The following is a 12,211-nucleotide window of genomic DNA, read 5'->3' on the forward strand; positions in this document are numbered from 1 at the left end:
GCTTGTCAGGGGCACGGCATGTTCGGAATCCGGACGGTCGGTCCCCTGACTGCGCCTCACGGGCCCGAACCCCACGGGGCCCCCTACTTCCTTTGTGGAGGAACGAGAAGTGAGGATCAAGCGCACCACCCCCCGCAGCGGCATCTCGAGACGCACCCGGCTGATCGCCGTCTCCACCGGCCTCGTGGCCGCCGCCGCGATCGCGATCCCCAGCGCGAACGCGTCCGAATCCCCCACCACCTTCAGCTCCGCCGAGCTCAAGAGCGTCAGCGGATCGGTACTGAAGGCCGACATCCCGGGCACCGCCTGGGCCGTCGACAGCAAGACCAACCGGGTCGTCGTCACCGTCGACAGCACGGTGTCCCAGGCCGAGATCGCGCAGATCAAGCAGCAGGCCGGTGCCGACGCCGGCGCGCTGCAGATCAAGCGCACGCCCGGTACGTTCAGCAAGCTCATCCAGGGCGGCGACGCCATCTACGCGAGTAGCTGGCGCTGCTCCCTCGGCTTCAACGTCCGCAGCAGCAGCGGTGTCGAGTACTTCCTGACCGCCGGTCACTGCACCGACGGCGCGGGCACCTGGTACTCCAACTCCGCCCGCACCACGGCCATCGGCACGACCGCCGGCTCCAGCTTCCCGGGCAACGACTACGGCATCGTGCGCTACACCGGTTCCGTCAGCCGCCCCGGTACCGCGAACGGAGTGGACATCACCCGCGCGGCCACCCCGAGCGTGGGCACCACCGTCATCCGTGACGGCTCCACCACGGGTACGCACAGCGGCCGGGTCACCGCGCTCAACGCGACCGTGAACTACGGCGGCGGCGACATCGTCTCGGGCCTCATCCAGACCACGGTCTGCGCCGAGCCCGGCGACTCCGGCGGCTCGCTCTACGGCAGCAACGGCACCGCGTACGGTCTGACCTCCGGCGGCAGCGGCAACTGCACCTCCGGCGGCACGACCTTCTTCCAGCCGGTGACGGAGGCCCTGAGCGCCTACGGCGTCAGCGTCTACTAGGCCCACCGGGTCGACGGACCAGCAGCGGGCCGTCCAGGAGGACGGGCCGGGGGCCGGCCGGTACCACCGGCCCCCGCGGGTTTCCTCGCAGCCGGCAGCATGACGAGCCCCCGCACGGCAACCGCCGTGCGGGGACTCGCTCTTGTGGGGGGCACGGAGTTACCTGTTTTTTGTGAGGGGGCCCCGGCGTGCACGCCGGGGAGGAATCGCATCCGGGTGCCGCGACGCGGAGCATCGCCGCATCCGGTCCGGCTACGACGCGAAGAGCAAGAGCCTCGGGGTGAACGTGCTCGACGAGGCCGCCGCCGAGACCGTCGAGGCGGCCGGAGCCAAGGCGAGAGTCGTGGCGAAGTACCTGCGGCACGCACACGGACGTCCCGTCCCTCCATGCGAGGGGCGGGACGTTCTCGTGTGTCCGCCCGGTGCGGGAGGCGTGGTTGCCGTGCGATGTTCTGCTGCACATTGCACCGAACAGGCTTGTTCATGCCGCTTGGTGACTCATTATCAGGTGACGTCGTGTGTTATCGGCTTTCACGGAAAGTTTTTACCGACGCGTAACTTCCCTGTGTGGCTACTCGCCCGTAACTTGACGAGTGAACAACATCCTCGTGATCCGGGTCACAGGGCGCAAGGCCGTCGCATTCCCCCCTCGACGCGCAAGGAGATCACTCGATGCTGCCCTGGAAGCGAGTGGCCAGACCGCTGGCCGCACTGCTGCTGGCCACCGCGGCCCTCACCGTCCCCACCGCCACCGCCACCGGCGCCCACGCCGCGGCTGCACCCAGCTCGGGCTGGAACGACTACACCTGCAAGCCGTCCGCCGCCCATCCCCGTCCCGTCGTCCTGGTCCACGGCACCTTCGGGAACTCCGTCGACAACTGGCTGGGCCTCGCGCCCTATCTGAAGCACCGCGGTTACTGCGTCTTCTCCCTCGACTACGGTCAGCTCGCCGGCGTCCCCCTCTTCCACGGCCTCGGCCCCATCGAGCGGTCCGCGGAACAACTCGACGCCTTCGTGGACAAGGTGCTCGCCGCGACCGGCGCCACCAAGGCCGACCTCGTCGGGCACTCGCAGGGCGGCATGATGCCCCGCTACTACCTCAAGTTCCTCGGCGGAGCCAACGAGGTCAACGCCCTCGTCGGGATCGCGCCCAGCAACCACGGCACCACCCTCAGCGGCCTCACCAACCTGCTGCCCTACTTCCCGGGCGCCGGGGACCTGCTGAACGAGACCACCCCAGCCCTCGCCCAGCAGATCGCCGGCTCCGACTTCCTCACCAAGCTGAACGCGGGCGGCGACACCGTGCCCGGCGTCCGCTACACGGTCCTCGCCACCCGGTACGACGAGGTGGTCACCCCCTACCACAGCCAGTACCTGAGCGGGCCGAACGTGCGCAACGTCCTGCTCCAGGACCTGTGCCCGCTCGACCTGTCCGAGCATCTGGCGATCGGGCTGCTCGACCGGATCGCCTTCCACGAAGTCGCCAACGCCCTCGACCCGGCCAATGCCCGACCCACCACCTGCGCTTCGGTGTTCAGCTGACACGTGTAGCCGGTGACACGCGTAGTCGGTGACGCGTGCGGTCGGTGACACGCATGCCGGGGGCCTGTCCGGCCTGAGCCGCCGGACAGGCCCCCGGGTACCGGGCGGAACCGGGTCAGCGGCCGTTCCGTCCGCTCGCCGTGCGCCGCCGGTCGGAGGCGAACAGCGCCGCCGAACCGAGCGCCAGCGCCGCGGCTCCACCGACCATCAGGTACGGGGTGTTGCCGTCGCCCCCGGTCTCCGCGAGGTTCTCCGAAGCACCGGCCGCCTTGGGCTGGTTGGGGGTGGTCCCGGTGGTGTCGCCGGCCGCCGCGTCGGAGCCGTCGTCCGTGCTGTCGCCGGAGGCGTCGTCGGCCGCCGGGGTGGGCTGCGCCGTGGTGTGCGCATCGTCGTCCCCGTGCCCGTGGTTCTCGATGGTCGACTTCTCGGCGCCGTCCTCGACCTGCTTCTCGGAGGGCGCGGAGGCGACCGGCGCCGGGGCGGCCGCGCTCCTGGGCGTGTCGCCGCCGGACTCGGCACCGCTTTCAGCGGTGCCCCCGTTCGCCCCGCCGAACGTGACGTCCGAGCAGGAGTAGAACGCCTCCGGGCTGTCCGAACGCTGCCACACGGCGTACAGCAGCTGCTTGCCGGAGCGCTCGGGGAGGGTGCCGGTGAACGTGTAGAAACCGCCGGCGGCGGCCGGGTCGGTGGACGTCGCCACCGGGTTCGCCAGATCCAGGTCGCCCCAGCCCAGCGGCTTGGACGGGTCGTAGCCGGGCTTGGTGATGTACACATCGAAGGTGCCCTTGTGCGGGGCGGTCACCCGGTACTTGAAGGTGTATGAGCCGCTGCTCACCGAAGTGGTCGGCCAGTCGTCGCGGACCAGGTCGAGCCCCTTGAACGCCTCGTTGTTCGCACTGCACAGCTTGCCGTCGGGGATGAGCTCCTCGTGGCGTCCGCCCGCGTCGCCGATGCGTATGCCGTTCCAGTCGTAGAGCGCCTGGGTGCCGCCGGCCGCGACCGCCGCCCGGCACGCCGCCGACTTCGGGCTCTCCGGTCCCTCGGCGAAGCACTGCGCGACCCTGCTGACCGGGTCGCCCATCGAACCGTGCGCGGCCGCCGGTGCGGCGGACAGCCCGGTCAGGGCGAGCGGGACGATACCGACGGCGGCGACAGCGCCCTTGCGGCGTGCGGTCATGGGGCAGCAACTCCTCGGAACGATCACTGGACTTGGGGGAATCCCGTGGGGGGACGGCTCAGAAACTAGCCCCAAGAAACAGTGAGATCGCCTGGTGGAGGCCGTGCGGGGAGATCCTTATGGCCGCGTTAAGGAAGCGCTCAGGCTGAGATCAGGTAGGCGGCGTACGCGGTGTGACGGACGCCGCCGACCGGACACGCTCAGCCCTCCGGCCACCAGGTGCGGGCGATGTCCTCGCGGATCTCCGGGCGCGTGGCCGGGCGCTCGCCGGTCTTCTCGCGGATCCGGCGGGCTTCCGTCTTCTTCAGGGGCTTCTGTGCGGTGACACGGCGCATGGCTGCCTCCTCCGGGGTCCACGGACACCGCGGTCTCGCAGGGGTGGACCTTTCGGGGGAGAGTTCCTCATCGATCCCGATCTGTCTGTGGCTCCGATCACGAATCGATTGTCAGTGGCAGCTGCCACTCTTGCCCCATGACCGACGACAGTGACGTGACGGGCACGGTGGGTGTCGACTGGGACCTGGCGGCCGCGGCCTTCGACGAGGAACCGGACCACGGGCTGCGCGATCCCCGGGTGCGCGAAGCCTGGGCCGTGCGGCTGCGTTCCTGGCTGCCCGCCCGGGCGAGCGATGTCCTCGACCTGGGCTGCGGCACCGGCAGCCTGGCCTTGCTGGCCGCCGAGCAGGGACACCGGGTGACCGGAGTCGACCGGTCCCCGGCCATGGTGGCGCTCGCCCGGGAGAAGCTCGCCGGACGCGACGCGGTGTTCCTTGTCGGTGACGCCGCGACGCCCCCGACGGGGGAGCGGCGTCACGACGTCGTTCTCGTGCGGCATGTGCTGTGGACGCTGCCCGATCCGGCCCGGGTGCTGCGGCACTGGCGGGGGCTGTTGCGTCCCGGTGGCCGGTTCGTGCTGGTGGAGGGGGTCTGGGGGACGGTGAGCCCGGTCGGCATACCGAAGGACCGGCTCGCCGCGCTCCTCGCCCCGCTCGCCGCACAGGTACGGATCGAGGGGCTGTCGGACGAGGCGGCGCTGTGGGGTAGGGAGGTGGGTGACGAGCGGTACGTGGTGGTCGCGATGCCGGAGTGAGGCGGCCCGGCCGGCCCACCTCTTCACCTCAGGAGCGCGTCGAAGCGGTCTCCGCGGGCTCGGGTTTCCAGTTCGTCGAGGGCGGCGACGGCGGTGGCCGCTGCCCGGGGGTCAGTCTGTGGGAGGCCGCTCGCCGCGAACTCGTCCTCGTCGAGCCGTCGTACGTCCGTGCCGTCGGCGGAGCGCCACAGGTCCAGGTCGAGGTCCTCGACCACCAGCTCCGTACCGGTGAGCACGGCCGGGCGGGTGATGTCGCAGTAGTGGCCCTTGAGGGTGCCCCCGGCGGTGCGCACCTCCTTCACGGAGTACCACCGGTCGCGCCAGTAGTACTCGGTGAAGACGTCACCGGGTTCGAAGCGGACGAAGCCGAAGTCGCGGGCGCCGTCGCCCGCCCAGGGAGCGCGCACGGTGACGCGGGTACCGTCGTCGGAGAGGAGGTCGGCGGGGTAGCGGATCTTGGTGCGGCCCGCCTTGACGAGGACGACCTCGACGCGTGCGGGGCCCTCAGACGAGTTCGCGGACATGGCGTACCTCCGTCGCGCAGATTTCGTAGCCGAACCACTTGTTGATCGCGATCATCGGTTCGTTCCCGGTGTCGTTGCCCGTGAAGGCCTCCGTGTACCCGGCGGCGCGGGCGCGGTGCAGGGAGGCGTTCTTGGCGAGTTTGGCCAGGCCCCGGCCGCGGTGGGCGCGGGCGGTACCGGTCATGGCGGTGCCGTAGCGGCCGGCGTCGTCGGTGTAGGCCGCGGTGAAGGCGGCGGGGGTGCCGTCGACCACCGAGACCGTGGTCAGGGCGAGGTCGAGCAGCGGGTGCCGCCAGGTCCCCTCGAGCCATGCCTCGTAGTCGGCGAACTCGGTGTCGATGTCGCTCGGTTCGTCCGACGAGGTCTCCGCGTCCAGGACGAACAGCGGGCGAGGGTCGTCGGCGAAGTCGGCGCCGGTGCGCAGCTCGACGCCGGGCGGCGGGTCCTGGAGCGGCGGCAGGGCGCCGCCGGCCAGGTCCAGCCGCAGGAAGTACGCCGACCGGCTGGCCCGGTAGCCGCGCCGCTCGGCGAACGCGCGGTTGTCCGGCGCGTCCATGACCCAGGTGTAGACCTTGTGGGCGCCGAGGGCGGTCAGGCGTTCCTCGGCGGCGCGCAGCAGCAGCGACCCGGCGCCGCGCCGGGTCCTGTCCGCCCGCACGTAGACGTTGGCGGAGCCCTGGCCGGGCTCCGGGCTGTCGTGGGCGAGGCTGAGCTGGACGGTGCCGATGATCTCCCCGTCCTCCTCGGCGACGAGCTGCCCGAAGTGGGCGTCGGGGTGGGAGTGCCGCAGGTGGTGCAGCACGGACTCGGGGGTGGAGAGCATGAAGGGGACGGCGAGCCTGCGGACGTGGGAGAACCCCTCGACGTCGGCTCGGACTTCGGGACGCAGGTCGCGCACGATGATGGCCATGGGGGCGCACGCTACGGGGAGACGCGCTGGGGCTGCCTCTCATTTTCCGCCGGGTGCGGGACAATCGGGCCGTGACCCTGAGGATCCATATCGACGACAGCGCGCCCCCGTACGAGCAGGTGCGGGCGCGGATCTCCGAGCAGGCACGGTCGGGAGCCCTGCCGGTGGGCTACCGGCTGCCGACGGTGCGGGGCCTGGCCGAGACGCTCGGCCTCGCCGCGAACACGGTGGCCAAAGCCTACCGCGCGCTGGAGGCGGACGGCGTGATCGAGACCCGCGGCCGCAACGGCACGTTCGTCGCCGCCGCGGGTTCGGCCGCGGAGCGGGAGACGGCGTCGGCGGCCCAGGCCTACGCGGAGCGGGTGCGGCGGCTCGGGCTGAGCGAGGAAGCGGCCCTGGCCGCCGTACGGGACGCGCTGCGGGCGGCCTACGGGAGGTAGCCGCGGGCGGCTACAAGTACAGCCCTGCCTCCGCCTTCCCGCGCGGTTCCGGCAGTGCCGTCGGGGAGGTGCCCCGGCGCAGGGCGTACAGCTCGGCCAGGGTGGCGCCCTCGCGGCCGACGCCGTCCTCGTGGCCCAGCCAGTTCACCGCCTCCGTCCGGGTCAGCGGCCCCACCTCGATGCGGGCGAGGCAGCGGCCCGGACGGACGACGGCCGGATGGAGGCGCTCCAGGTCCTCGTTGGTGGTGACGCCGACCAGGACGTTGCGGCCCTGGCCGAGCAGGCCGTCGGTGAGGTTGAGCAGCCGGGACAGGGCCTGTCCCGCGGTGTGCTTGGCCTCGCCGCGGATCAGCTCGTCGCAGTCCTCCAGCAACAGCAGCCGCCAGCGCCCCTTGCCCGCCGCGTCCTCCTCGCCGATGGCGATGTCCATCAGATAGCCGACGTCGGAGAAGAGCCGCTCGGGGTCCAGGACGCAGTCCACCTGGCACCAGTCCCGCCAGGAACGGGCCAGTGTGCGCAGCGCGGACGTCTTGCCGGTGCCCGGCGGGCCGTGCAGCAGGAGCAGTCGGCCCGCGATGCCCTCGGGCGTGGTCTTCATCAGGCGGTCCATCGCGTGGGCCACCGGCGCGGTGTAGTTGGGCCGGATCTCGTCCCAGGTGCCCGCGGAGATCTGCCGTGTGGTGCGGTGCGGACCACGGCGCGGGGAGACGTACCAGAAGCCCATGGGCACGTTCTCCGGCTGCGGTTCCGGTTCGTCCGCCGCACCGTTCGTCGCCTCGTCCAGGATCTTCGCCGCGAGTTCGGCGGTGGTCGCGGTGACGGTGACGTCGGCGCCCCGGTTCCAGCGGGAGACCAGCAGCGTCCAGCCGTCGCCCTCGGCCAGGGTGGCGCTCCGGTCGTCGTCCCGGGCGACCCGCAGCACCTCGGCGCCGGTGGGCAGCAGGGTCGCGGCGGAGCGCACCCGGTCGATGGTGGCCGCGTGCGAGAACGGCTGCTCGCCCGTTGCGAAGCGGCCGAGGAACAGCGCGTCGACGACGTCGGACGGGGAGTCGCTGTCGTCGACGTTGAGCCGGATCGGCAGGGCGTCGCGCGGGTCTGCAGGCATGCCGCCATGATCGGTCACCCGGGCGCCCCGCGCACCCGGTTTGCGTGGGCGCGCGGGGCCACGCGGGTGGCCTGGGGCAGCGGCCGGTCCGGTCGTGCCGGACGGCGTCACCGCCGGCCGGGCGCCGCCAGCCGCCGCGCGTGCCGCGCCCGGCGGACCACCGCGTACCCCTTGGTCAGCGCCCGGTCCCGGACGAACACGCGGCTGAGGGCGCGGCCTTCCACCAGCCGTTCGAACCCGGCGGTGTCCGTCGACCGGCGCACGGTGACGCGCCGCAGCGCGTACGGCCCCTGGGCCCGGCGGGCGAGACCGTTGCCGACGGCGAGCGCCTGCGCGTACCCCGTCTCCCGCACCGCCTCCCGCACCCGGCGGCTGGAGTAGCCGTAGGGATAGGCGAACGAGACGGGCGCGCGGCCCAGTTGGTCCGAGACGATCTCCTTGCAGAGGATCAGTTCGGAGCGCAGCCGCCGGTCGTCGAGCTGGTCGAGCTGCGGGTGGCTGTGGCTGTGGCCGCCGATCTCCACACCCGCGTCGGCCAGTTCGCGCACCTGGTCCCAGTCCAGCATGGTGTCCAGGCCGCCACCGGTGTCGTGCGGCCCCCGGAGCCAGCCCGTGGAGACGAACAGGGTGGCCGGGAAGCCGTGCCGGGCGAGCACGGGCAGGGCGTGTCGGTGCACGCCCTCGTAGCCGTCGTCGAACGTGACGAGCACCGGCCGCTCGGGCAGCGGGCGTCCCGTGCGCCAGCAGGCGGCCAGTTCCGCCGTGTCGACGGGGGTGAGGCCCCGCTCGGCGATCACCGCCATCTGCTCGGCGAACGCCTGCGGGGTCACGGACAGCGCGCGGGTGGCGTCGTTGGGCTCGGCGGCCACCGAGTGGTACATGAGGATCGGAACGCGTTCGTCAGTCACGTCGGCCATGGGCGCCTCCTTGCTCCTCGCCCGGGCGCACCCCGGCACGGCGGGCCTCGCCGCCGACGTCCACCACGGAGAACGTGACCCCGCCCCGCCGGGCCCGCACGCTCCCCACCACGTATCCGCCCGCCGCCGTGAGCACTCCGGCGACGATCGCCCCCGCGCGTCCCGCGCCACCCGGCCGGGCCAGCAGGGCGTCGCGCAACCCCCGTACCACCCCGGCCGGCAGGACACGCGTGGTGTACCGGCGTTCCGACTCCAGCCCCTTCCCGGCGCCGACGCTCCGCGCCACCAGCGCCTTGGACAGCCCCTCGGCGTAGGTGCGGGTGCGGAAGTAGCGGAAGTGCTCGCGGACCTGGGGCACCCGGTGGTGGATCACCGCGCGGTCGTCGATCAGCAGGACCGCGTCGGGCCGGGCACGGCTGAGGCGGATGCACAGCTCCGTCTCCTCCCCGCCCAGCGGGCGCTTGTCGCCGTCCCGCCCGATACCGGTGGCGAAGCCGCCCGCGGCGTCGAAGGCGCTGCGCCGGAAGGAGGCGTTGCCGCCGAGGACGTTGCGCACCCGCACCCGCCCGCGCGGCAGCCCCCGGTACGTGCAGCCCACCACCCAGTCGAACTCCTCGGGGAACCAGCCGGGACGCCGGCCCGACGCCCAGACGGGCTCGGTGCGCCCGCCGACCGCCATCACCCGCGGATCGGCGTAGCCCTCGGCGAAGTGCCTGAGCCAGTCGCGTTCGGCCACGGCGTCGTCGTCGAGGAAGGCGACGATCTCACCGCGCGAGGCGGCGATGCCGGTGTTGCGGCCGGCGGACAGGCCGCGGGGGCCCGCGTTGGCGAGCACCCGCACGTCGTCGGTGTCCTGGTACTCCTCGACCAGACGGTCCAGCAGAACCTGGTTGTGGTCCACGACCAGCAGGGTCTCCAGGGCCGGCCGGGACTGCGCCCGCACCGAGGCGACCGCCGCGAGGACGTCCTCCCAGCGGTCCTCGGTGTAGGCGCAGATCACGACCGAGATGCCGGTGCCACCACAGTCGCCGGGGACGCCGGGGACTGTGGTGACACCGGGGATGCCGGGATCGCTCAAGACACCTTCCCCCGGACCGTTCCGAGCAGCGGCGAGTGATGCGGACGGCGACGCAGGGCCCGCCGGTTGGAGCGTTCCCCGAGGATCACCCCGAGGACGCGGAACCCGTCCCGCACGGCCCGCAGATTGCTCGTGCCGTGGATGCGCAGGTACTCGTGGCTGGGTATCTCCTGCACTCTCAGCCCGGCCTTGACGACCCGGATGTTCATCAGGGTCTCGACCTCGAAGCCGGTGCAGTCGAGGTCGATCTTGTCCAGGCAGTGCCGCCAGAACGCGTTGTAGCCGTAGCAGAGGTCGGTGTAGCGGGCGCCGAACTTGCGGTTGACGACACCGCACAGGACCCGGTTGCCGAGCTTGCGGATGAAGGTCATGTCGTCGGTGCCGCCGCCGTTGGCGAAGCGGGACCCCTTGGCGAAGTCGGCGCCCGAGACGAGGGCGGAGACGTACGACACGATCTCGTTGCCGTCGGCCGAGCCGTCCGCGTCGACCATCACGATGATGTCGCCGGTGCAGGCCTGGAACCCGGCGTTCAGGGCATCCCCCTTGCCCTTGCCGCGCTGTTCGACGACCTTGACGTCCGGCCACAACTCGCGGGCCACTTCGACGGTGTTGTCGGTGGAGTTGCCGTCGACCAGGACCACTTCGTGGATCCAGTCGGGAAGCGTCTTGAAGACGTACGGCAGGTTCTCCGCCTCGTTCATGGCCGGGATCACCACGCTCACCGGCGGTGCGATGGCCAGGTGCGAGGAGACGGGCCGGTACTTTCCGGTGGCCGGCGGATTCTCGTCCGCGGTCGCCGGCTGCAGAACGGAACTCATGAGTCTGGTCCCTCTCGTCCGGTGGGCCGCCCGCCCCCGGGCGGCCCGGCTGTTCGTCCGGTTCGAAAGGGGGGTTCTCACCCGCGGCACGACGGAACGGAGTTCCGCGTACGCCGGGTGAGCTGGCAAAACTGGCCGGCCGCAGCATGCGACGGCCGACCGCGCGGCACGGCTCGGTCACCGTTGCGGTCACCGAGCACGGCACCCCCCTACCGCGCCCCGCCTCGGTTCGTCGCGGTCCTGAGCCCTCCCCTGGAGCCGCGTACTGACGAACCGGTGCGAGTGAGATGTATTGCAATGTGCGACGGTATTGATGATTGAACCAGTATGGCAAGACCTGGAGCCAGATCTCACGTTTTTGTTGGTTTGGCTGTTACGTGCGCCTCTGGCCGGACGGTCCCGGCCCACACGAAGAAAGCCTTCCGGTCGACCGGCCGGAAGATCCTGGGCCGGCGGGTCCCGAAGAAGGCCTCGGTGAAGACGCGTTGATGCCGATGCTCTGCGTGATCCGCATGGTCTGCATGGTCTGCATGGCCGACTTTGCCCCCCGAAGCGTCGGATGCCGGGCTTCAATGTGGCGCAGCCCGTTGTGGGCGTCAAGGCCCGAACGGCCCCAAGGCCTGAATTCGTCCGGGATTGAACATGCCTGCCCGGATGCGGTCCGAGGCGGGCAAGCCGCGTGAGCCCTGAGGAAAGTCACGGTTTTGGCATGGACACTTCCAGTCAACGCGCGTAATTGCTATGAAAGTTGCGGCAGAGATCCTGCTAAAGGGAGGTTCCATGAGACGTTCCCGACTTTCCGTCCTGCTCGGCTCACTCCTCCTCGCCGTCGCAACCGCCCTCACCGGGGCCGCCACGGCGCAGGCTTCCCAACAGGCCGCCGTCGGCGGCTATGTGGCGCTCGGCGACTCCTACTCCTCCGGCGTCGGAGCCGGCAGCTACATCGGCTCCAGCGGCGACTGCAAGCGCAGCACGAAGGCCCATCCCTACCTCTGGGCCGCCGCCAACTCACCCTCGTCCTTCGACTTCACCGCCTGCTCGGGCGCACGGACGAACGACGTCGTCTCCGGGCAGCTCGGCCCGCTCAGCGCCACCACCGGACTCGTCTCGATCAGCGTGGGCGGCAACGACGCCGGTTTCGCCGACGTCATGACGACCTGTGTGCTCCAGTCCGAAAGCACCTGCCTCTCGCGGATCGCCACCGCGCGGGCGTACGTCGAGTCGACGCTGCCCGGCCGGCTCGACAGCGTCTACTCGGCCATCCGCACCCGGGCCCCGAACGCCCGTGTCGTCGTCCTCGGCTACCCCCGCTTCTACCAGCTCGGCACGTCCTGCATCGGCCTCTCCGAGACCAAGCGGAAGGCGATCAACGACGCGGCCGACCTCCTCGCCACCACCATCGCCCAGCGCGCCCGCGCACACGCCTTCACCTTCGGCGACGTACGCACCACCTTCACCGGCCACGAGATCTGCTCCGCCAACTCCTGGCTGCACAGCGTGAACTGGCTCAACATCGGTGAGTCCTACCACCCGAAGGAGGCCGGCCAGTCCGGCGGCTACCTCCCGGTGCTCAACAGCGCGGCCTGATCCGGACG

Annotated in this window: 13 protein-coding genes and 1 pseudogene; 6 read left to right on the forward strand and 8 right to left on the reverse strand. The window is 71.4% G+C overall.

What is annotated here, in order from left to right; translation table 11 throughout:
- Positions 1 to 109: 109 nt before the first annotated feature.
- The 3 genes and pseudogenes from AC6F7H_RS23615 (at position 110) to AC6F7H_RS23625 (ending at position 2,557) form a co-directional block, all read left to right on the forward strand.
- Positions 110 to 1,015 (forward strand): S1 family peptidase, encoded by a 906-nt coding sequence (locus AC6F7H_RS23615; RefSeq protein WP_500758898.1) that lies wholly within the window; start codon positions 110 to 112, stop codon positions 1,013 to 1,015.
- A gap of 253 nt (positions 1,016 to 1,268) precedes the next feature.
- A pseudogene (locus AC6F7H_RS23620) lies at positions 1,269 to 1,373 on the forward strand (hypothetical protein); the annotation flags it as partial.
- 314 nt (positions 1,374 to 1,687) lie between these two features.
- Complete coding sequence (locus tag AC6F7H_RS23625; RefSeq protein WP_500758899.1) at positions 1,688 to 2,557, forward strand: esterase/lipase family protein; 870 nt, start codon at positions 1,688 to 1,690, stop codon at positions 2,555 to 2,557.
- A 115-nt stretch (positions 2,558 to 2,672) separates the two neighbouring features.
- On the opposite strand, the gene AC6F7H_RS23630 is transcribed toward AC6F7H_RS23625, so the two are convergent.
- Both AC6F7H_RS23630 and AC6F7H_RS23635 read right to left on the reverse strand, forming a co-directional pair.
- A complete protein-coding gene (locus tag AC6F7H_RS23630; protein ID WP_500758900.1) occupies positions 2,673 to 3,734 on the reverse strand; it encodes a lytic polysaccharide monooxygenase auxiliary activity family 9 protein in 1,062 nt (353 codons plus the stop codon).
- Positions 3,735 to 3,934: 200 nt separating this feature from the next.
- Positions 3,935 to 4,069 (reverse strand): hypothetical protein, encoded by a 135-nt coding sequence (locus AC6F7H_RS23635; protein WP_500758901.1) that lies wholly within the window; start codon positions 4,067 to 4,069, stop codon positions 3,935 to 3,937.
- A gap of 137 nt (positions 4,070 to 4,206) precedes the next feature.
- Between AC6F7H_RS23635 and AC6F7H_RS23640 the strand changes: the two genes are divergently transcribed.
- Positions 4,207 to 4,824: a class I SAM-dependent methyltransferase gene (locus AC6F7H_RS23640; RefSeq protein ID WP_500758902.1), complete on the forward strand. Its 618-nt coding sequence runs from the start codon at positions 4,207 to 4,209 to the stop codon at positions 4,822 to 4,824.
- Positions 4,825 to 4,847: 23 nt separating this feature from the next.
- On the opposite strand, the gene AC6F7H_RS23645 is transcribed toward AC6F7H_RS23640, so the two are convergent.
- Complete coding sequence (locus AC6F7H_RS23645) at positions 4,848 to 5,348, reverse strand: ribonuclease FAU-1 family protein (RefSeq protein WP_500758903.1); 501 nt, start codon at positions 5,346 to 5,348, stop codon at positions 4,848 to 4,850.
- Positions 5,329 to 6,258, reverse strand: a complete 930-nt coding sequence (locus AC6F7H_RS23650; protein ID WP_500758904.1) for a GNAT family N-acetyltransferase — start codon at positions 6,256 to 6,258, stop codon at positions 5,329 to 5,331. Before AC6F7H_RS23650 ends, AC6F7H_RS23645 begins: the two co-directional genes overlap by 20 nt.
- A gap of 71 nt (positions 6,259 to 6,329) precedes the next feature.
- Here AC6F7H_RS23650 and AC6F7H_RS23655 point away from each other — a divergent pair, with 71 nt between their 5' ends.
- Complete coding sequence (locus AC6F7H_RS23655; RefSeq protein WP_500758905.1) at positions 6,330 to 6,698, forward strand: GntR family transcriptional regulator; 369 nt, start codon at positions 6,330 to 6,332, stop codon at positions 6,696 to 6,698.
- Between the two features lie 10 nt (positions 6,699 to 6,708).
- Here the strand turns inward: AC6F7H_RS23655 and AC6F7H_RS23660 are convergent, their stop codons facing one another.
- The 4 genes from AC6F7H_RS23660 to AC6F7H_RS23675 all read right to left on the reverse strand — a co-directional run bounded on the left by AC6F7H_RS23660 (position 6,709) and on the right by AC6F7H_RS23675 (position 10,616).
- Entirely contained in the window at positions 6,709 to 7,803 is a 1,095-nt protein-coding gene (locus AC6F7H_RS23660; protein ID WP_500758906.1) for a DUF5925 domain-containing protein, read from the reverse strand.
- A 107-nt stretch (positions 7,804 to 7,910) separates the two neighbouring features.
- Complete coding sequence (locus AC6F7H_RS23665) at positions 7,911 to 8,720, reverse strand: polysaccharide deacetylase family protein (protein ID WP_500758907.1); 810 nt, start codon at positions 8,718 to 8,720, stop codon at positions 7,911 to 7,913.
- Positions 8,704 to 9,720 (reverse strand): glycosyltransferase family 2 protein, encoded by a 1,017-nt coding sequence (locus AC6F7H_RS23670; protein WP_500762011.1) that lies wholly within the window; start codon positions 9,718 to 9,720, stop codon positions 8,704 to 8,706. Before AC6F7H_RS23670 ends, AC6F7H_RS23665 begins: the two co-directional genes overlap by 17 nt.
- Before the next feature lie 74 nt (positions 9,721 to 9,794).
- Complete coding sequence (locus tag AC6F7H_RS23675; RefSeq protein ID WP_500758908.1) at positions 9,795 to 10,616, reverse strand: glycosyltransferase family 2 protein; 822 nt, start codon at positions 10,614 to 10,616, stop codon at positions 9,795 to 9,797.
- Positions 10,617 to 11,396: 780 nt separating this feature from the next.
- Between AC6F7H_RS23675 and AC6F7H_RS23680 the strand changes: the two genes are divergently transcribed.
- A complete protein-coding gene (locus AC6F7H_RS23680) occupies positions 11,397 to 12,203 on the forward strand; it encodes an SGNH/GDSL hydrolase family protein (RefSeq protein WP_500758909.1) in 807 nt (268 codons plus the stop codon).
- Positions 12,204 to 12,211: the final 8 nt, after the last annotated feature.

The sequence above is a fragment of the Streptomyces sp. MMS24-W38 genome (assembly GCF_059889265.1).

Excerpts from the sequence above, each read along its gene's own strand:
- AC6F7H_RS23625 (WP_500758899.1), top strand. The coding sequence starts at position 1,688 with ATGCTGCCCTGGAAGCGAGTGGCCAGACCGCTGGCCGCACTGCTGCTG.
- AC6F7H_RS23630 (WP_500758900.1), bottom strand. The coding sequence starts at position 3,734 with ATGACCGCACGCCGCAAGGGCGCTGTCGCCGCCGTCGGTATCGTCCCG.
- AC6F7H_RS23635 (WP_500758901.1), bottom strand. The coding sequence starts at position 4,069 with ATGCGCCGTGTCACCGCACAGAAGCCCCTGAAGAAGACGGAAGCCCGC.
- AC6F7H_RS23640 (WP_500758902.1), top strand. The coding sequence starts at position 4,207 with ATGACCGACGACAGTGACGTGACGGGCACGGTGGGTGTCGACTGGGAC.
- AC6F7H_RS23645 (WP_500758903.1), bottom strand. The coding sequence starts at position 5,348 with ATGTCCGCGAACTCGTCTGAGGGCCCCGCACGCGTCGAGGTCGTCCTC.
- AC6F7H_RS23650 (WP_500758904.1), bottom strand. The coding sequence starts at position 6,258 with ATGGCCATCATCGTGCGCGACCTGCGTCCCGAAGTCCGAGCCGACGTC.
- AC6F7H_RS23660 (WP_500758906.1), bottom strand. The coding sequence starts at position 7,803 with ATGCCTGCAGACCCGCGCGACGCCCTGCCGATCCGGCTCAACGTCGAC.
- AC6F7H_RS23665 (WP_500758907.1), bottom strand. The coding sequence starts at position 8,720 with ATGGCCGACGTGACTGACGAACGCGTTCCGATCCTCATGTACCACTCG.
- AC6F7H_RS23675 (WP_500758908.1), bottom strand. The coding sequence starts at position 10,616 with ATGAGTTCCGTTCTGCAGCCGGCGACCGCGGACGAGAATCCGCCGGCC.
- AC6F7H_RS23680 (WP_500758909.1), top strand. The coding sequence starts at position 11,397 with ATGAGACGTTCCCGACTTTCCGTCCTGCTCGGCTCACTCCTCCTCGCC.